The sequence below is a fragment of the Streptomyces sp. NPDC031670 genome (assembly GCF_055580545.1).
In genome coordinates this window covers 1-16,997 of sequence record NZ_JBVILC010000026.1, presented here as the reverse complement: position 1 = coordinate 16,997, position 16,997 = coordinate 1, and the positions used below count along the sequence as shown (strand labels likewise).

The 16,997-nt window shown below is 69.1% G+C and carries 18 protein-coding genes; 6 read left to right on the top strand and 12 right to left on the bottom strand.

All coding sequences use genetic code 11. From position 1 onward, the window contains the following. Positions 1-186: 186 nt before the first annotated feature. Positions 187-801, bottom strand: a complete 615-nt coding sequence (locus ACZ5ID_RS32085; protein ID WP_468904952.1) for a hypothetical protein — start codon at positions 799-801, stop codon at positions 187-189. A gap of 218 nt (positions 802-1,019) precedes the next feature. Between ACZ5ID_RS32085 and ACZ5ID_RS32080 the strand changes: the two genes are divergently transcribed. Next, positions 1,020-1,397 carry a hypothetical protein gene (locus ACZ5ID_RS32080; protein WP_468904950.1) on the top strand — a complete coding sequence of 126 codons (378 nt, stop codon included), beginning with the start codon at positions 1,020-1,022 and terminating at the stop codon, positions 1,395-1,397. Between the two features lie 107 nt (positions 1,398-1,504). Here the strand turns inward: ACZ5ID_RS32080 and ACZ5ID_RS32075 are convergent, their stop codons facing one another. Next, on the bottom strand, positions 1,505-2,167 hold the full coding sequence (locus ACZ5ID_RS32075) for a deoxynucleoside kinase (RefSeq protein WP_468904948.1): 663 nt from the start codon (positions 2,165-2,167) through the stop codon (positions 1,505-1,507). 527 nt (positions 2,168-2,694) lie between these two features. On the opposite strand from ACZ5ID_RS32075, the gene ACZ5ID_RS32070 reads away from it, so the two are divergent. Then, positions 2,695-3,027, top strand: coding sequence for a hypothetical protein (locus tag ACZ5ID_RS32070; RefSeq protein WP_468904946.1), 333 nt, complete (start codon positions 2,695-2,697; stop codon positions 3,025-3,027). 18 nt (positions 3,028-3,045) lie between these two features. On the opposite strand, the gene ACZ5ID_RS32065 is transcribed toward ACZ5ID_RS32070, so the two are convergent. The 8 genes from ACZ5ID_RS32065 to ACZ5ID_RS32030 all read right to left on the bottom strand — a co-directional run bounded on the left by ACZ5ID_RS32065 (position 3,046) and on the right by ACZ5ID_RS32030 (position 11,192). Further along, a complete protein-coding gene (locus ACZ5ID_RS32065; protein ID WP_468904943.1) occupies positions 3,046-4,323 on the bottom strand; it encodes a wax ester/triacylglycerol synthase domain-containing protein in 1,278 nt (425 codons plus the stop codon). Positions 4,324-4,463: 140 nt separating this feature from the next. Next, the gene (locus ACZ5ID_RS32060; RefSeq protein WP_468904940.1) at positions 4,464-5,669 is read right to left on the bottom strand and encodes a beta-ketoacyl-[acyl-carrier-protein] synthase family protein; all 1,206 of its coding nucleotides are present in this window, start codon (positions 5,667-5,669) and stop codon (positions 4,464-4,466) included. Next, positions 5,666-5,938, bottom strand: coding sequence for an acyl carrier protein (locus ACZ5ID_RS32055; protein WP_468904938.1), 273 nt, complete (start codon positions 5,936-5,938; stop codon positions 5,666-5,668). The genes ACZ5ID_RS32060 and ACZ5ID_RS32055 overlap by 4 nt, the downstream gene beginning before the upstream one ends. A 273-nt stretch (positions 5,939-6,211) precedes the next feature. Further along, positions 6,212-7,609, bottom strand: coding sequence for a WS/DGAT domain-containing protein (locus ACZ5ID_RS32050; protein WP_468904935.1), 1,398 nt, complete (start codon positions 7,607-7,609; stop codon positions 6,212-6,214). Between the two features lie 182 nt (positions 7,610-7,791). Continuing rightward, complete coding sequence (locus ACZ5ID_RS32045; RefSeq protein ID WP_468904932.1) at positions 7,792-8,049, bottom strand: acyl carrier protein; 258 nt, start codon at positions 8,047-8,049, stop codon at positions 7,792-7,794. 192 nt (positions 8,050-8,241) lie between these two features. Then, positions 8,242-9,396, bottom strand: coding sequence for a cytochrome P450 (locus ACZ5ID_RS32040; RefSeq protein WP_468904930.1), 1,155 nt, complete (start codon positions 9,394-9,396; stop codon positions 8,242-8,244). A 210-nt stretch (positions 9,397-9,606) separates the two neighbouring features. Further along, on the bottom strand, positions 9,607-9,888 hold the full coding sequence (locus ACZ5ID_RS32035; protein WP_468904927.1) for a DUF6355 family natural product biosynthesis protein: 282 nt from the start codon (positions 9,886-9,888) through the stop codon (positions 9,607-9,609). A 185-nt stretch (positions 9,889-10,073) separates the two neighbouring features. Continuing rightward, entirely contained in the window at positions 10,074-11,192 is a 1,119-nt protein-coding gene (locus ACZ5ID_RS32030; protein ID WP_468905143.1) for an ABC-2 transporter permease, read from the bottom strand. A 507-nt stretch (positions 11,193-11,699) separates the two neighbouring features. On the opposite strand from ACZ5ID_RS32030, the gene ACZ5ID_RS32025 reads away from it, so the two are divergent. Then, positions 11,700-12,533, top strand: coding sequence for a PIG-L family deacetylase (locus ACZ5ID_RS32025; RefSeq protein WP_406556367.1), 834 nt, complete (start codon positions 11,700-11,702; stop codon positions 12,531-12,533). Positions 12,534-12,631: 98 nt separating this feature from the next. On the opposite strand, the gene ACZ5ID_RS32020 is transcribed toward ACZ5ID_RS32025, so the two are convergent. Next, positions 12,632-12,853: a hypothetical protein gene (locus tag ACZ5ID_RS32020; RefSeq protein WP_468904925.1), complete on the bottom strand. Its 222-nt coding sequence runs from the start codon at positions 12,851-12,853 to the stop codon at positions 12,632-12,634. Positions 12,854-13,192: 339 nt separating this feature from the next. Here ACZ5ID_RS32020 and ACZ5ID_RS32015 point away from each other — a divergent pair, with 339 nt between their 5' ends. Together ACZ5ID_RS32015 and ACZ5ID_RS32010 are read left to right on the top strand one after the other, a co-directional pair. Continuing rightward, positions 13,193-14,110, top strand: coding sequence for a hypothetical protein (locus ACZ5ID_RS32015; protein ID WP_468904923.1), 918 nt, complete (start codon positions 13,193-13,195; stop codon positions 14,108-14,110). A 48-nt stretch (positions 14,111-14,158) separates the two neighbouring features. Further along, positions 14,159-14,842 (top strand): hypothetical protein, encoded by a 684-nt coding sequence (locus tag ACZ5ID_RS32010; RefSeq protein WP_468904920.1) that lies wholly within the window; start codon positions 14,159-14,161, stop codon positions 14,840-14,842. An 18-nt stretch (positions 14,843-14,860) separates the two neighbouring features. Here ACZ5ID_RS32010 and ACZ5ID_RS32005 read toward each other — a convergent pair whose 3' ends face one another. After that, positions 14,861-15,388, bottom strand: coding sequence for a MarR family winged helix-turn-helix transcriptional regulator (locus ACZ5ID_RS32005; protein WP_468904917.1), 528 nt, complete (start codon positions 15,386-15,388; stop codon positions 14,861-14,863). A gap of 182 nt (positions 15,389-15,570) precedes the next feature. On the opposite strand from ACZ5ID_RS32005, the gene ACZ5ID_RS32000 reads away from it, so the two are divergent. Then, complete coding sequence (locus ACZ5ID_RS32000; RefSeq protein ID WP_468904915.1) at positions 15,571-16,884, top strand: SgcJ/EcaC family oxidoreductase; 1,314 nt, start codon at positions 15,571-15,573, stop codon at positions 16,882-16,884. The last annotated feature ends 113 nt before the right edge of the window (positions 16,885-16,997 follow it).

The following is a 16,997-nucleotide window of genomic DNA, read 5'->3' as shown; positions in this document are numbered from 1 at the left end:
TCCCCGGCCGCCATGACGAGGAATGGGCCATCCTCACGCGCCCGTACCCCTGGCCGAACTATCACCCGCGGTGACAGCCGCCCGAGCCGCCGCGGCGGACACCCGGCCATCGACCAAAGCTCTCCGCCGTCCCACCACACTGCGGCCGGGCCCCGCCCCCGACTGTCGGGGTGAAGGGCGGGACTGTCAGGACCGGCCCCCGCGGGCCTGCCGGCTCTCGGCAGCCCGTCCGGTGTACAGCCTCGCGTATACGTCGCCGGCGAAGCTCATCATCTGGGACTGGAGGGGGCCGGTCATGTTCGCGTATCGCTCCGCGTCGCGGGCCTCGCGTCCACCGCCGGGCGGGCCGCTGAGCAACCATTCCTCCACGTCGTCGATCAAGGCCTGATGGGCCGCGTAGAGGGCGTCGGTCAGACGTGTGACCATGGCCTGCTCCTGGTCGGAGAGCATGAGGCGAAGCAACCACTCGGCTGCCTGCATCTCACGTAACCGGTCATGCACCGCGGCTCGCTTCTCCTGCAACTGCGCGTCCGTTCCGCGCACGTCGGCGCGCTCGCGCAGATGGTCCCGTACGACCCGCATCTGCCGACGCGTAGTGTCCACGGCCAGGATCAACGCCGAGCATGCGGCGCGCTTCTGGGCGGTGGTCTCCGCGTCGTGCTGGGCGTCGTGCTGCACCTGGGCCAGCTCCATCTGCGTACGCGCGTGAAGGCGCGTTCCGGCCCAGGACGTGAGCGCTCCGACGACTGCCCCACTGGCACCCAGCCCCGCACCGACCACCACAGCCCACTGTCCGTCCATGTCCCGACGTTAGGGCGCGGCCCGCCGGGGCCGGGTGGGATCGCTGAATCGAGGCACGTTCCGTACCGGCTGAACGTAAAGGTGACCTTGAGGGTTTTTGTCCTATACGTCCCGCAAGCGGAACGGGGAAGTCATTCGCTATGGTGCCTGCTCGACGAAGCCGGGGAAGATCGGGCGTGGGCGCTTTCGCCCGGGTCCGTCGCAGCGAGGAGATGCGCATGGACGCGATCGAGACGGTGCTGCAGAAAGCGCTGACTATTGAAGGCGCCACTGGCGTGGCCGTGGTCGATTTCCACCAGCGCCGCGTCCTGGGCTCCCTGGACCGCGGCAGCGGGCTCGACATGGACAAGGTCGCCTACGGCGACAGCGACGTCATGCGCGCCAAGCTCTACACACTGGAGCTTCTCGGGTACGCCTCCGACAGCGTCGAGGACATCCTCATCACCCTACAGAGTGAACTTCACATGATTCGCCCCCTCCCTCGTTTGCGTGAAGACGGACTCTTCATCTACCTCGTTCTCCACCGCGACCAGACGCCGCCCCTGGACGAGATCCGCCGACAGCTGCACGCCCTGGAACCTCTGCTGGAGCTTTAGGCACCGGTACGTACACATCCCACATCGCGGAGGCCACCAGGGGTCGGCCGAAGCAGTCCGGCGTGACCCACGGCCACCCGTGAAGGCCGCGCCCCCCGGGAGCGGCCTCAGACTCGGCCCCTCGCAGCCGCCAGGGCCTCCTTGACCTCCCGCACCAGGCGCGCCGCGTCCTCGGCGTTGTTCACCACATCCGTGTCGTTCATATCGACGACGAGGACGTCGCTGGCCGAGTAGTGCCGGTGCACCCAGTCGTCATATCCGGACCACAGCGTCCGGTAGTACTCGACGAGATGCACGTCCTGCTCGAAATCGCGGCCCCGCAGCCCGATACGGTGCAACACCGTCTGGAAGTCCGCCTTGAGGTAGACCATGAGGTCGGGTGCCTTGCGGTACGGCAGGCCCTCGATCTCACGCATCATCTCGCCGAGCAGCCCCTCGTACACCCGCATCTCGAGGGAGCTGATCCGGCCCAGGTCGTGGTTGACCTTCGCGAAATACCAGTCCTCGTAGATGGACCGGTCCAGGACGTTGTCGCCCTGCTTGTACGCCTCCTTGATCGAGGCGAATCGCGTCTGAAGGAAGTAGAGCTGCAAAAGGAACGGGTATCGCTTGGCCTGGATCTCCTCGGGGCTCGCCGTGTAGAACAGCGGAAGGATCGGATTGTCATCCACGCTCTCGTAGAAGACGCTGCTGCCGAGCTCCTTGGCGAGCAGTTCGGCGACGCTCGTCTTGCCGATCCCGATCATGCCTCCGACGCAGATCACTGCCATACCTCACTTCTCCCCGGGGGGTCCTCTGTCCGCGGGCGGATGGGCCGGGCGGGCTGGGTGGCCCACATCACCCGGACACATGCCGACGGGGCCGTTCATTCTTTCGCCGTGGTCATGCTCAGCCTCACGGGGTCCTCGCCCAGGCCGAGGAACCGACGCGGTCTGTCGTCCCCCACCAGGCGGGGACCAGCCTCTTCGCAGGGACCACGCCCGACGGCGAGCCCCCTCCGCGGCTGCCCTGAAGCATAAACGGCGATCCGCCCGACGCCCGCCAGAGCACCGCCATCCCCCGCGCCCGCCAGATGGCACATGGACGGCGCCGGGCATCAGACAGCGGGCATCGGGCATCGGGCATCAGGCATCGGGCATCGGGCATCGGGCATCGGGCATCGGTCTGATCTTCCCGAGGTCGATCGATGCCCTGGAAGCGCAACGCCTGAGCCCGGACGTATCCGGGCGAGGACGGGGTAGGGCACGTACACGAGGCGCCGTCGGCGCGTCGCTGTGACCGCGCAGGAGGAGAGTCGATGACGTACCAACAGCCACTGCCCGACCCCGAGTCGGCGGTGGAGGGACCCACCGAGGCCGAGCACGCGGGGCGGGCGGCGGTACGTCGCCAGGCCCAGGGGATGACCCATCATGAGGCGGCCAAGGCCTTCCACCGGCTGGCCGCGCGTGCGGACAGCCCGGCGCCGGAGGAGATCGGGGACCCGTCGGCACAGCCGGACGGTGGACGCCGGGCCGCCGAACTCGCCGAGTGGGAGCGCATCGTGGACCAGCTCGCCGTGCACGCGGGCACCTACGACGTCGAGTTGGACCCGTATGTCCAGGGGGAACGCGCCGCTTCCCACGACTCGTAGGGAGTGATCCGTCCCGGGTCAGCGAGCGTCTTGGTGGGCGTACGCGGACGTGGTTTCCGGCGCCGCCATCTCCGCCAGTTCGTGTGCCACGGCGTCGGCGATCAACTGGGAGTCGTGTGCGCGGAGGTGGCTGACCACCGTGAGCATGTAGGCATCAGCGGTCTGGACGAGGGTGAGGTTCGCCGTGCCGGGAGTGGAGACCGCGGGCAGGGGGGCGATACCCGTCAAGCGGCGGCTGTGCAGATGGCTCGGGTTGTCACGCCATTTGAACGCTGTGCACACCGTGGTGGTGACATCGGGCCGTACCATGCGTTTGGCCAGCGCTGTCGTCAGGGCGGGCATCGCTCGTACGAGACCGTCCACGAGGGGAAGAACCGTGGTGTGGGCCCGCCCGCGGCTGGGGAGGGCGGCCATGAGTTCTTGGCACGCGTGCAGGCGCCCGGCCGGGGAGTCGATGCCGACGGGCAGCGGCATACGGATGCCGGTGATGAAGTTGCCGAGTTTCTGCGTCTCGTAGCGGCCGCGCAGGTCCACGGGCACGGTCGCGTAGACCGAGGCGGACCCCTGTGGCCAGGACGCGGACGGTGTGCTGTAGCAGGCGGGAAGGGCGCCGGCCACGGCGCCGAGGAGCAGTTCGTTCAGGGTTGCGCCGCGTCCGCCGGCCGGAAGGCAGCGGGCCGAGCGCATGACGTCGGTGTCCAGTCGGGTGACGGCGACCGAGGGGCATAGGTCGCCGGGTGCTACCGGCAGGGGCTCACCCAACACGTTGTTGTCACGGAACTCCCTGAACAGTGCTGCGGGACCCACGCGCTGTCGCGGCGTTTTGGCGATCGCCCCCGGGGGCCGGCTTCTGGTGGGCGGGGCCTCGTCCATCAGGAGACGCAGAAGGGTCTCCAGGGAACTGCCGTCAAGGAGTGCGTGGTGGGTCAGCAACACCAGGCCGTGTTCGCCGCCGGGAGCCGCTTTGGGTAGCAGAAGCCGCCACAAGGGCCGGTCGGACGGCAGCCGCTGACTGACTGCCGTCGTCAGGAGTGGTCGCAGTTCCTGTGCGGAGGCGGTGACATGGTGAGCGGGGTCGAACGGCTTTCCCGCATCCCAGCGGTGACCGGACAGCGCGGCCGGCCCTCGGGGCTTTTTGAGGATCTGCCGCATTCGCTCCAGGCCTCCCCAACGCTCGCTGACGCGAGACCGGAGTTCGGCCAGGTCGAAGGGGTCTCCGGTGAACAGCGCGGCAACGCCGATCGTCCCGGGCAGCCCGCTGCGCACGTAGGCTTCATCAATTCCCGACAGCCCCATGTGACGCCCCTTTTGCTCTGTAGCGCTCTGTGTCGTTCTGTATTGCCCTGACGGGGCACCGGAGCCCTGAGCCGGGCCCCCTTACCGGCGGCTGCCGCAGCCTGCCTGGTTTACGGAGGTCGGGCAGAGGGCCTGCCTGGTCAACGCTGGGCTGCGTCGAGGACGACGCAGGCGTTGTGCCCTCCGAAACCGAAACTGTTGCTGATCGCGGGCCCGGCGGAGAGCTTGCGGGGCTCAACGACGACGTCCAGCTCGCACTGGGGGTCCAGCCGCGTGAGATGGGCGGTCGGAGGTACGAGCCCCTCGTGCAGCGACAGAGCGGTGATCACGGCTTCCAGCGCACCCGCCGCCCCGAGAGAGTGCCCGGTGACCGACTTGGGTGCGGTCACCGGTACCGCGCGGGCGCCGAAGACCGCGGTGATGGCGCGGGCTTCCGCCTCGTCGTTGAGGAGGGTGCCGGTGCCGTGTGCGTTGACGTGGGTGACGGCGTCAGCAGTGATACTGGCGTCGGCAAGTGCCTGTTCCATACATGCTCTCGCGCCGGCACCGTCGGGCCGCGGTGCCGTGATGTGGTGGGCGTCGGATGTGCACCCGTAACCGGTAAGGGTGGCGTAGATACGCGCGTTGCGGAGAAGGGCGAGGTCCAGCCGTTCGAGCACCAGGAACGCCGCCGCCTCCGCGATGAGGAAGCCCTGCCGGTCCGCGTCGAACGGCCGGGACGCACGGGCCGGATCCTCACACTCGGTGATCATGGCGCCGGACCGTCCGAAGGCAAGCGCGGTCGAGGCCGTCAGCGCGCTGTCGTGACCACCGGCCACAACGGCGTCGGCGCGCCCGGTGCGGATCAGTTGCAGGGCCTCACCCACGGCGTACGTACCCGAGGCGCATGCCATGGAGAGGGTCAGCGTGGGACCGGTGACGCCACACTTGGCGCTGATCCAGTACGCGGCGGCATTGGGCATCAGCCGCGCCGGGTAGAGCACATCGGGCTGCCCGAGGCCCTGCTCCTGGCTGATCACGCCGCCGTAGATGGTGCCGGTGACGACCGCCCTGCGGTCGGCGGGCGTGTGCAGGCCTCCCGCGTCGGTGACCGCGTCCATGGCAGCGCAGACCGCCATCTGCACGGTCCGGTCCGTCCGCCGCACCTCCTTCGTCGCAAGGTAGCCCTCGGGCGTGAACCCGGGCACGGGGCAGGCGGGAAACACGACGGTGCCTTCGTCGTCGAAGGTGTGCAGCGTGGCCGTGGAGCGGCTGTGGAGCAGGTTCTGCCACAGCTCACCCGTCGTCGATCCGGCCCCGCAGCGGACCCCGAGGCCCGTGACCGCGACCGCGTCCCTGAGGGTCATGCCACCGCGCCGGGGACTCGTTGGGCACGCAGCGTCGCGACGAGCGAGGCGACGTCACCGACGGTGGACACCGCCGCGCGGTCGGTCCCCCTGAGGGATACGCCGAAGCGCTCTTCCGAGGCGACCTGCAGTTCGTTGATGTCCAGGCTGTCGGCTCCGAGATCCGCGACGAGCCGCGCGTGCGGTACTACCGCCTCCAGGGGCACGGACATGACGTGCGCGCAGAGGGTGCGCAACTCAGCCCATACATCCACGTGTTCTGGTTCCACGGTGCTTTTCTTTCTTCTGGTGGCGTCATGCCGGGCAGGGCCCGTCTGCGGCAGCGCTGCGGGCGCTGGGGTGCCGCTGACCGCCACAGCGCAACCGACACCGCTCAGCACCGTTCGGCATCTGCGGTCGTAGTCACAGAAAGCAACGAGAGTCACCGCCGAAAGTTACGATGCGGAGCGCCACTCGTCGGCGACGCCCAACTGTGCCCCACCGGCCCTGCGTTGGCGGCAACGTTCGGCGCCGTACCCGGCTGTCGTTCAGGCGCTTCCGTGTCAACCGGTGTGCTGCGGTGGCGTGCCGGCCAGTTGTGCCGGAGCGCTCGGGTCGGGTCTGCCGACACGGGCGAGGGACGTCAGTTCGCGTACGAAGGCGTCGGCCAGCGCCTGGGCATAACCGGCGGGAGTGTGACTGACCACGCAGAGCGTGAAGGCCCCCGCGCAGTCCGTCAGGACCAGGTTGACGGCCCCCCGGCCTTCTGCCGGTGCCAGCGGAATCACCCGCTCCAGAGGTGCGCCGCTCAGGGACCACGGACCTCGGGGCCACCGAAGTGCCGTACACAGCACGGGATTCCAACTGGGTGAGGTGGCTCGCTTGGAGAGCCGGCGCAGCGCCCAGGGGCCCAGCCGGGCGGCGGCTCCGATCACACGGGCGACGGTCTCCGCACCAGTTCCGAAGACCGAGGCGGCCAGTAGAGCTCGGCATGCCGCCAGGCGCTCCCCGGGACTCTCGGCCGCCAGGGGAAGCGGTACTCGCACCACCGAGACGATGTTGCCCAGCCTCTCGTCCTCCTGCGGTGTGCGCAGGTCCACGGAGAGCACGCCGTACAGCGGGCGGTGGCGGGTCCCGGGCCAGGCGTCCGGGTCGCCGTGGACAGCCCGGAGGGCACCTGCGGATGCCGCCAGCAGTAGCTCGTTGAGGGTGGCGCCGAGCCCCGGCAGGGCCCGGCGGGCCGCACGTACCGTGTCGGTCTCCAAGTCCACCCAGGCCAGGTCCCTCGTCGGACTGGGCGCTCCGGACGGCAGCGGCAGAGCCTGTCCGTAACCCAACAGGCGGGGCAATCGATCGGTAGCGCCGATCCGATGGCCCGCCAACTTCCCTTCCGGGCGGGCTGCTTGAAGTCTGCGGGCGGCCGTCGCCCTGGCGCCGCTGAGCTTGTCGCCGTGACCGGTACCGCCGTCGAGAAGCTTGCTCAGCAGAGTCTCGAAGGAGCGTCCGTCCATGAGGGCGTGATGGGCGGACAGTACGAGTGCGAAGCGCTCATCCCCGTCCGGCCGGGGCTCCAAGCGCACAAGCCGCAACCACCAGGGCGGCAGCCCGCCGGGCACGGGCTGGGTGACCAGCCTGCCGAGCAGGTCCGTGAACGCCCTGTCGTCGATACCGCCGTCCCCGCACCGCCCCTCGGCGTGGACATCGAGGACATGCGTGCGTACGTCGAAGTCATCGAGCGGCAGCCAGCGGTGCCGACGCAGCCAGAGGTGCCGGGCGGGCCGCAGCAGAGTCCGGTGCAGCAGCGGAATTCCGCCCCAGCGCTCAGCCACACGCTCACGCAGATCGTCGAGGCTCGGCGGCGCCCCCGTGAACAGAACGGCCATTCCACTGGGAGGCTCGGGGAGCGCGCCCGTGCCGCAGAGGAACTCCTCGACAGGCGAGAGGGCGGTGCTGTTCTTCATGCGTTGACCTGCTCGCTTTTCGCGTGGTCGTGCTCGTGGTGGTGCTCTGGCAAGGAAGGCGACGGCAGAGGGGACATCCGGTCGAAGCCCAGGGCGGTCCGGGCGGCTTCGAAGTCCTCGTGCCACAGGGCCGCGCAGCCCTCATCACGGTCCACGACCCGGCTGCCGCCACACCCGCTCTGTCACGGCGCTGTCAACTCGGCGTCGACGCCCGGCGAGGCATCGATGACTGCGGCGATCTGGCCGACCGTCGTGTCCAACGTGATCTGGCTCTCATGGAACCGCAGACCGGTCCGCTCCTCCAGCGCGACGGCGAACAAGACCTGTCCGAGCGAGTCCAGGTCCACGTCCTCCATCGTGGCGTCGGGCGACAACTGGCTCTCCACGCACTGGAATTCGCTTACTAGAACGTTTACCACTGTGCCGTATCCCTGGCCCATCACATCTCCTGGTGACGTCAATCGAACCCCCCGGTTTCCCGGCCCCCACCCGACCCCCCATACTCACGGCGCACCCCGGCAGAAACAGCCGTCCTGGGGCGTTTCACCTATACGAGGTAGCGGGTTGACGCTTCCGGCGTCGCTTGACACCTTCCGGTCCGTCCGTCCGTCCGACCGACCGGGCGGTAACCGTCATTGAGGGGCGTCCCACTCCACGTGCAGCCGTGACAGCCCACGGGTGAGCAGGCCTTCCTTCCACACCACCGGTTCGGCTGGTCCGGCGGCCAGTCGCAACTCGGCGAATCGTCGCAGCAGCAGATCGAGGGCGATCCTCACCTGCAAGGTGGCCAGCGACGCGCCAGGACACCTGTGTACACCGTGACCGAACGTCAGATGAGGCACCGGCCGTCCCTCCCCCGCAAGGTTTTCCGACCCCGTGAAGGCATCCTTGTCGCGGTTCCCGTGCAGCAGGGACACGACCACCGCCTCGCCGGCGGCGACGGTGACGCCGTTCAGCTCGACCGCTTCTCTGGCGACCCTCGCGAAACTGACCGGCGCGGCGGGTGTGAGCCGTAGGAGCTCATCGACTGCCGCGGGCAGTAACGCGGGCCGTCGGCGCAGCCGTTCGTATTCGGTGGGGTCGGACAGCACGGCGAGCGCCGACAGTCCGATCTGAGCCGCGGTGGTCTCATAACCCGCCATCAACAGGGTCAGCCCCATGGTGATGAGCTCGGAGAGCGACAGATCCCCTCGGTCGTGCGCCTGGACCATACGGGTGAGCAGATCGTCGTCCGGCTGCCGCCGTTTGCACGCGATCAGCCCGGTCATATAGGCGACCAGCTTGATACGCCGCTCGGTCTTCTCCCGTACGGACCCGTCCGTGATGTCGAAGAGTTCCTCCACCAGATGACAGAAATGATCCCCGTCCTGCGGTGGGACACCGAGCAGAGAGCACAGCACGCCGAGCGACAGGGGCAGAGCCAGCCCTTCGATGAGGTCGGCGGGCGGCCCCATCGCCAAGAGCCGGTCGATGTGCTCATTGGCCTGCCGCTCCACCGTCGGTGCCAGCGCGGCTATCCGGGAAGCGGAGAAGGCGCCCATCACCACGCGCCGCAACCGCGCGTGCTCGGGGCCGTCCCTGCTCATCATCGACTCCGGAACGGGCTGGACCGGGATGAACTTCGGCGCCCACGCCTTGACGGCCTCGCTCCGGCTGAAGCGGCTGTCGGTCAGTACCTGCCGCCCCAGCGCGTAATCACGGACCAGCCACACCTTGTCGCCGGTCGGCGCCTCCACCAGGACGACATCCTCCGTGCCGTCCACCATGAACGCCGGCAACGGTCCCAACTGATCAGAATACAAACGCCTCTGCCTCATCCACGTTCCATCGCGTGCGGCAGGACCGGGGCGGTACGCATCCGCCAGGCCTCGGCCACCCGTTCCTCCGCACCGGCTCCCCAGGCGGCGGGGGCGGTACGCGGCTTACGCGTCACCCGCCTCGCCCGCCCGGCAGAGAGCGGACCGCCGCCGCCGGCCTGCCCGGCGACCACGGACGGTTCAGCAGGTGCGGCCGGTGTAGTGCGCCCCTTGGATCTTCGAGGCGGGGCCGAGCCACGACCTACCGGGGCCGACACACCGCTCGTAGTCGGGAGCCATCGCCACCCTCACCTTGATGACCACATTCGAACCGTCCGAAGTGCAGTGGTTGTAGAAGGCGTCGGACGAGGTCTCGTAGAAACCACAGGGGTTGGCAGCCGCGGGACTCGCGGTGACGACACCGGTACCGGCGCCGAGCAAGGCGGCAGCCAGGGCGACCCGGACAAGACGGCGTACACGCATGGGCAACTCCTCCAGGGGGAAGACCCATCACGTCCACAAAACGGATATACGGGTCACTGATTTCCTGGCGACGCACTCTACGGCACGGTTCACGTGGAGAAACGATTCTCTGGACCGCTCGTCACACCAACGTGTGCATGCCCGTTGACGGCGCGGCCGACGAAGAAGACTCCTGCGGATACCTGTCAGGCCGCGGCTGCCGCCCCGTGTTCCGGAGCGCTGCGGTCGCGGCCACCCGGGTGGCGGTGGCGCCAGAACCAGAAGATCCCGCACGACAGCAGGGACCAGCCGGCCAGGACGAGGTAGGGGAACGCGTGCTGGGCGTCGGCGAAGTACACGGCGGTGTGCTGGGCGTTCACCGACGCGCCGGGCGGCAGCCACCGCCCGACGTGGCCGAAGACGGACGGCAGCAGCGGCCAGGACACCGCACCACCGGAGGAGGGGTTGCCGAGCAGCACCATGAGTCCCCAGGTCGGCAGCATGGCCCAGCGGCCGATCAGGGTGTTGAACATGGTGAAGACCATCCCCGAAGTGAACATCGTGAACGCGAGGATCGATGAGGACTCCACGAACGGCAGCCGTACCGCGCCGAGTCCCCAGTCGACCACCGCGGCGATGGTGAACCCACCGAGCAGGGAGTACGCCATCGTGAACGCGATGCGCTCCAGCGGGTTCAGGGCGCGCGCGTGCACGCTCAGCTGGATGGAGCCGACGAATCCCAGGACGACGGCGGCCAGGGAGATGTAGAACAGGGCGAGGCCTCGCGGGTCGCCCTGCTGGAGCGGCTTGACGTCGGTGATCGTCATCGGTACGCCGATGGACTTGGCCACCTGGGGCGCGGTCTGCGTGAGCACCTGCGCCACAGACGCACCGGCCGCGCCCGCGACTCGCAGGCTCACCCCACCGGGCCGTACGTCGATGATGGCGAAGACGCTCTGGTCCTCCATGGCCTCCCGGGCCGCGCGCTCGTCCGCGTACGGGCGCGGCGCGAGCGAGGTGTTGAGGGCCCGGTCCATCCCCGCCACAAACCTCTTCGCGACGACCGAGTCGGCCGGTGCGACCAGCGCGCTGGGGATGTGGTGCGGGGTGGGATTGGCCATGGAATACGTGTACGAGCCGGCGAACAGTCCAGCGGCGGCGGCCAGGATGAAGACCAGCACGGTCGCCGGGAGGAACGGGGAGTCCTTGAACTCCAGCCACGCCCGGCCGGCCGTCCCACGCGCTGCGGCGTGCGCCCCGTGCTTGCCGTGCCCGCCGGACGGGTCCTCCCGCTCGGCCCGACGGCCGGCGCCTTCTTCTTCCATCGACATGTACGACCGCTCCGTGACCGGGGACATTGTCTGCGCCGCCTACCCCGCCCGACCTGCCCGCTCACGGGACCGGTGCTGCGGCGCGGGGAAATGGATTGCCGTTATGGGCATCATTGCGCGGATTGGCGTGAATTCGGTGCTTGGACGTGCCGGGCGGCACGTAAAACAGCGGCGTGATACCGGAACGAGCCTTCGGCGTAGGCGACGGACGACGCCGCCGCGCGGCCCGCCCCGCGCGGTTTGCGGGCTCTCGCCGGGGCGGGTCCCGGAGGCATTGTGGTGTTCGGCGGGAACAACCGGTACGGCCGAAACTGTTGCACCGGCATGAGACCGGTGCCGCGCGGACGCGGAACACCCAGAGCGGCAGGCCGCCCCGACGCGGTGCGGCGCCCGCGGGGTCGCGGCACGCCCGCTCATCCGACAAATCGACAGTGAGGGGCGACTGCCCATGCGCCCGCCACTGCCTCGGACCGAGACTTTTCCACGCTGGAGGACTGTTTCATGAACAACCGGCCCCTGACACTCATGGCGGTGCACGCCCACCCCGACGATGAGGCCACGGGAACAGGAGGAGTCCTTGCCCGGTACGCGGCGGAGGGCGTCCGCACGGTCCTCGTGACATGTACCGACGGCGGTTGCGGTGACGGACCGGGGGGCGTCAAGCCGGGCGACCCCGGACACGACCCGGCGGCCGTGGCCTTGATGCGGCGTCAGGAACTTGAGGCCAGCTGCGAAATCCTGAAGGTCAGTCACCTGGAGATGCTCGACTACGCCGACTCGGGGATGATGGGCTGGGCGACCAACGACGCCCCCGGCTCCTTCTGGAAGACACCCGTCGAGGAGGGCGCCGCCCGGCTCGCGGAACTCTTCCGGCGCTATGAACCGGATGTGGTCGTCACCTACGACGAGAACGGCTTCTACGGGCACCCCGATCACATCCAGGCCAACCGCATCACGATGGCGGCGCTGAAGATGACCGAGCTGACCCCGAAGGTGTACTGGACGACTGCGCCGCGCTCGATGATGCAGCGGTTCGGGGAGGTCATGCGCGAGTTCGGTACGGAGGGGCAGGAGCCCGATCCCGCTGAGGCCGCCGCACTGGCCGAGATCGGACTTCCCGACGAGGAGATCACCACCTGGGTGGACGCCAGCGGGTTCGGCGGCCAGAAGTTCGAGGCGCTGGCCGCGCACGCCAGCCAGGGCGAGAACATCTTCTTCCTCAAGATGGGCCAGGAGAGGTTCACCGAATTGATGGGCGTCGAGACCTTCGTACGCGTCCAGGACACCACGGGCGCGGCCGTGCCCGAGAACGACCTCTTCGCCGGACTGCACTGATTGATCAGTGATTGACCGCGCGCGTTGATCACCGATCGTTCGCGGGCACCTTGAGCAGGGCCGGCTGAACACATGTCAGGGCGGGTGCGGGGGATTCACTAGGCCGCTTCGTAGTGGTGGGCGCGCCCGCCCCGCCACTCGATCATCTGCGAGTCCCCCGCCACCATGTCCTCGGCAACGCTCTCCTCGATTCCGGCACGACGCAGGATCTCGGCCAGGTCCCGGTCGGAGTAGGCCAGACCGACGATCTGCCCGCGGATCGTCACCCGCCGCCCACCCGTGCCGCGCGGCGGGTGCACGACTATCGGAGCCTCATTCATGGTTCCAGGGTCCCCCGCAAGGGTCATGGCGGCATGCTGGGGCCCACATCTCCCTGCCGGGGTATTCCGCTGACGACGAGCGAGGGAGGGGAGGAGGGAGGAGAATTGAGGAGTGTCATACCTGAGGGCAGATACCCGGGTACCGCACGTACTCTGCCCCGCCTCTCCCCCACTTTCCCCTGACTCATGTCATTCGTCGCGCAGATCCTCTGCAGATCGCTGACCGGCGTACTGGTGAGTATCGCGGTTGCGTGGGCTCCTGCGGCCCATTCGGCACCCAGCCCGTCCACGTCCCCGTCGGTTTCCCTCAGCCCGTCCGAGGGGGCCCCGAATACTTCCGTGAGCGTCAGTATGGCCAGTTGCTCCTCGCCCGGCTATATCAGCGAAATCGACTGGGACGGGAGCCGCCTCGATTTCACGAAGACGGATGACGCCGGGGTCGTCTCCATCTCCGTGCCGGCCGACGCCACTCCCACGTCTCATGAAGTGCAGGCGTGGTGTATAGACGCCAACAGACAGACGTCCTACGCCACCGCCCCCTTCGTCGTCACGGCACCTGCTGACGCCGAAATCACGCTGGACCCCACCGAAGGCGCGTCGGGGACATCTGTCACGGTAAGCGGTTCTAAGTTCAACTGCTCATATGTGGATCTGAAGTGGGACGACACCCCGCTCCCGGGAGCCGACGTCACGAGCGACGGAACGTTCACCACGCGGTTTGCCGTTCCGGCAGATGCAACCGCGACGACCCACCATGTATACGCCACCTGCACGGATTATCCCGACCGGAACGCCACCGCTGATTTCGTGGTGCCGGAGCCCACAACGAACGGAACCACGACCACGGGTGGGACCGATCACGGAGACAGCGACGGAAACTCCACGGGAAACGACACGGGCACCACCGGCAACGACACGGGCACCACCGGCAATGACACCGGCACCACGGGCAATGACACGAGCACCACGGGTAGCACCGACGGGAGCACTGGCGGAACCGACCAAGGCAGCGAGACGATCCCCACCGCTTGGGTGGTCGGGCCCACCCTCTTCGGAGCCGTCCTGCTCCTGGCCGTCCTGTTCTCCCTGCTCAACCACCGCCAGCGTGGACCACGTTGGGCCCACGACCACGTTCGCGCCACGCTGCGCCCCGGAGCCGGCACGGTCGCCCTTCATGAGGAGCGGGACACCGGTTCGGCCAATCGCTCCGTACGGCTCGAACCTCACACGGATCCGGGTGACCAGCGTCTGTACTGACCTCTGTTGATCTCCATCGGCCCTCTCAACCTCCTCCGAGGTGAAGCCATGACCACGACTGCTCCGGCGACAGAGCCGTTCTCGGTGCGCGCTTTCCTGTTCGGCCAGGAGGACGGCAGCCCGGCCGACGCGCTCATCGGCCCGCTCCAGGGCACCGGCGCGGCCCGAGTAGTGCTCGCGGGAACGAGCCGCCCGCTGACGGCCGCAGCACAACGGGCCGTCGAGGGCGAGATGGCCTCCGTCATCGGTTCCTTCCTCAGCATGGATCTCTTCGACGTGGCAGCGGGCGGCTGGCGCAAGCACGCCGCGCTCAAGGAGGCCGCGCGCCGCACCCGCGCCGCCCCGGGCAGCGAGGAGGTCGTCGCTCTCGCGACCCACGAGATCACCTCGCGCCACCGCCCCTACGTCGACGTGCTCGTGGACGGCGTCAACCTCGGCACCCTCGATGTGGGTCTCGACCTGGCCTTCAAGGTCACGGGGCTTGTCGCCGTCGTACGCAACGCCCGACTGGTCGCCCTGCGCAGTGGGGAATGCAAGCTCACCGCGTTTCTCACCGTCCAGCAGATCCTGGTGGTGAAACGCCAGGCCCAACTGGACCTCCCGGGCATCTGGCGCCTGCATGCCCCGCTCCCCCTGCTCCGCGAGGAACAGCCGCCGTCGGCTCCGCCACCCCCGCCGCCTCCCCCGCCCCCCACGCAGGACGCGTACTGGAGCGGTCCACGCGGCCGATGATCACGAACCCCCCGCGCCTCAGCCCGTCGCCTGTGCCTGCGGCTGGTCGCCGAGGGAGATCAGCAAGGTGCGCAGGAGCCCCTCCAGCTGTGTGCGCTCGGTGGGGGCCAGACCGTCGAGAAGGCGTTCCTCGTTGGCCAAGTGGTGTCCTACGAGCTCCTCGGTGGCGCGGATGCCCGCGTCGGTCAGGGAGATGAGGACACGGCGCCGGTGAGTGGCGTCGACCTCGCGGTCGACCAGGCCCTTGTCGGCGAGCCGGTCGATACGGTTGGTGAGCGCGGCGGAGCTCACCATCGCGGCCGTGCTGAGCTCTCCCGCGCTGACCGTGTACGGCGGCCCGGAGCGGTACAGCGTCGCGAGGACGTCGAACTCCCACGGCTCGACGCCGTACTGCGCGAAGTGCTCCTTGAGGGCTCGCTCCAGCAGACGGGACGCGCGTGAGAGACGGCCGATCACGGCCATCGGTGAGCAGTCGAGGTCGGGGCGGACCTGCTGCCACTGCCGGATGATCGCGTCCACGCCGTCGCCCTGTGGGGTTGCCGCCATGTGTCCTCCCTTGAGGGATCCTGCCTCGCCCGACTTGCGTGCCGAGCCTGCTTCGCCCTGACCTTAACATTTCGACGTCGAAGTTTTTGACATCGCGGTGGGCCTGTGTCTAATATTTCGACATCGAAATTTTCGACCGGCGCTCAACCGTGGCGTTCGGCTTCCGCGAAAGGGTGATCTCCGTGAAGGTCCTTCTCATCGGTGCCTCCGGCTACATCGGCTCGGCCGTCTCCGCGCACCTGGCCGACGCCGGTCACCAGGTGGTCGCCCTGGTTCGTACCGCCGGACACAAGGAGGCGGGGCATGAGCAGCGTGTCGGAGACCTGACCGACCCCGCCTCCCTCACCCGGGCAGTCACCTCCGACATCGACGCCGTGGTCAACCTCGCGCCCCCGACCGGTGACGCCGAGGTGGACGCCGCGGCCGTCACCGCGCTCACCGATCCGCTGCGCGGCACCGGGCGCGCGTTCGTGTACGCCAGCGGGGTGTGGGTCCTCGGGGCCACCGGCCCCGAAGCCGCCGACGAGAGCGCACCGGTCAACCCGCTGCCCATCGTCGGATACCGCCCGGCGATCGAGCGCCAGGTGCTCGACACCGCCGCAGACGGCGTGCGGGCCACGGCGATCCGTCCCGGGATCGTGCACGGAAACGGCGGCGGCATACCCGCCCTGCTCGTCGAACTCGCCCGTAAGCACGGCGTCGGTACGTATGTCGGCGAGGAGTCCGTGCACTGGCCGATGGTGCACGTCGACGACCTCGCCGACCTGTTCGTCGCCACCGTGGAGAAGGCACCCGCCGGCACGCTGTGGCACGGTGTCACCGAGCCCGCGGTCGCGGTACGCGACCTGGCGGCGGCTGCCGGAGCAGTGGCCGGGGTCGAAGACGAGCCGCGGTCGTGGCCCCTGGAGGACGCCCGCGCGGAGCTCGGCGCGCCGTTCGCCGACGCGCTCGCCCTCGACCAGACCGTGAGCGGGGACGCGGCGCGCGAAAACCTCGGCTGGCTGCCGCGGCGCGCGGGAGCGGTCGCGGACGTCCGCGAGCTCTCCTACCTCCCGGTGGACACGAGCGGCATCGAGGTGTTCGGCGCGGCGGACGGGCAGCGGGGCGACGTCGAGGCCATCGTCCGCTTCGTGGCGGGCGTCCAGTACGCGCAGCAGAACGAACTGGTCGACGCGTTCATGAGCAACTTCCGCACACAGCACCCGGTGTGGACGACCGCGCACGGCAAGCGGCTGTCGGGGTGGGACGAGATCGACGCCTTCACCCGCCAGGTGCTGCCCGGCGCGATGGCGCAGTCGACGGCCACCTACGAGGTCGCGCGGATCCTGTTCATCCGCCCGGACATCGCCGCGGTCAACGTCCACCAGCGGCCGGTCACCCTCGACGGGCAGCCCCTTCAGGACCAGCCGGAGGGCCGCCCGCTGTACGTCCTCGCCAAGGAGAACGGACGCTGGCGGATCGCGGCAGCGCAGAACACCCGGGTCTTCTCCGGCTGACGCACCGGATGCCCCCCCGGGAGGGGGGGGGGGGGGGGGGGGGGGGGGGGGGGGGGGGGGGGGGGGGGGGGGGGGGGGGGGGGGGGGGGGGGGGGGGGGGGGGGGGGGGGGGG

Coding starts and splice junctions, on each gene's coding strand:
- ACZ5ID_RS32085 (WP_468904952.1), bottom strand. CDS start 801: ATGGACGGACAGTGGGCTGTGGTGGTCGGTGCGGGGCTGGGTGCCAGT.
- ACZ5ID_RS32080 (WP_468904950.1), top strand. CDS start 1,020: ATGGACGCGATCGAGACGGTGCTGCAGAAAGCGCTGACTATTGAAGGC.
- ACZ5ID_RS32075 (WP_468904948.1), bottom strand. CDS start 2,167: ATGGCAGTGATCTGCGTCGGAGGCATGATCGGGATCGGCAAGACGAGC.
- ACZ5ID_RS32070 (WP_468904946.1), top strand. CDS start 2,695: ATGACGTACCAACAGCCACTGCCCGACCCCGAGTCGGCGGTGGAGGGA.
- ACZ5ID_RS32065 (WP_468904943.1), bottom strand. CDS start 4,323: ATGGGGCTGTCGGGAATTGATGAAGCCTACGTGCGCAGCGGGCTGCCC.
- ACZ5ID_RS32060 (WP_468904940.1), bottom strand. CDS start 5,669: ATGACCCTCAGGGACGCGGTCGCGGTCACGGGCCTCGGGGTCCGCTGC.
- ACZ5ID_RS32050 (WP_468904935.1), bottom strand. CDS start 7,609: ATGAAGAACAGCACCGCCCTCTCGCCTGTCGAGGAGTTCCTCTGCGGC.
- ACZ5ID_RS32045 (WP_468904932.1), bottom strand. CDS start 8,049: ATGGGCCAGGGATACGGCACAGTGGTAAACGTTCTAGTAAGCGAATTC.
- ACZ5ID_RS32035 (WP_468904927.1), bottom strand. CDS start 9,888: ATGCGTGTACGCCGTCTTGTCCGGGTCGCCCTGGCTGCCGCCTTGCTC.
- ACZ5ID_RS32030 (WP_468905143.1), bottom strand. CDS start 11,192: ATGGAAGAAGAAGGCGCCGGCCGTCGGGCCGAGCGGGAGGACCCGTCC.
- ACZ5ID_RS32025 (WP_406556367.1), top strand. CDS start 11,700: ATGAACAACCGGCCCCTGACACTCATGGCGGTGCACGCCCACCCCGAC.
- ACZ5ID_RS32020 (WP_468904925.1), bottom strand. CDS start 12,853: ATGAATGAGGCTCCGATAGTCGTGCACCCGCCGCGCGGCACGGGTGGG.
- ACZ5ID_RS32010 (WP_468904920.1), top strand. CDS start 14,159: ATGACCACGACTGCTCCGGCGACAGAGCCGTTCTCGGTGCGCGCTTTC.
- ACZ5ID_RS32005 (WP_468904917.1), bottom strand. CDS start 15,388: ATGGCGGCAACCCCACAGGGCGACGGCGTGGACGCGATCATCCGGCAG.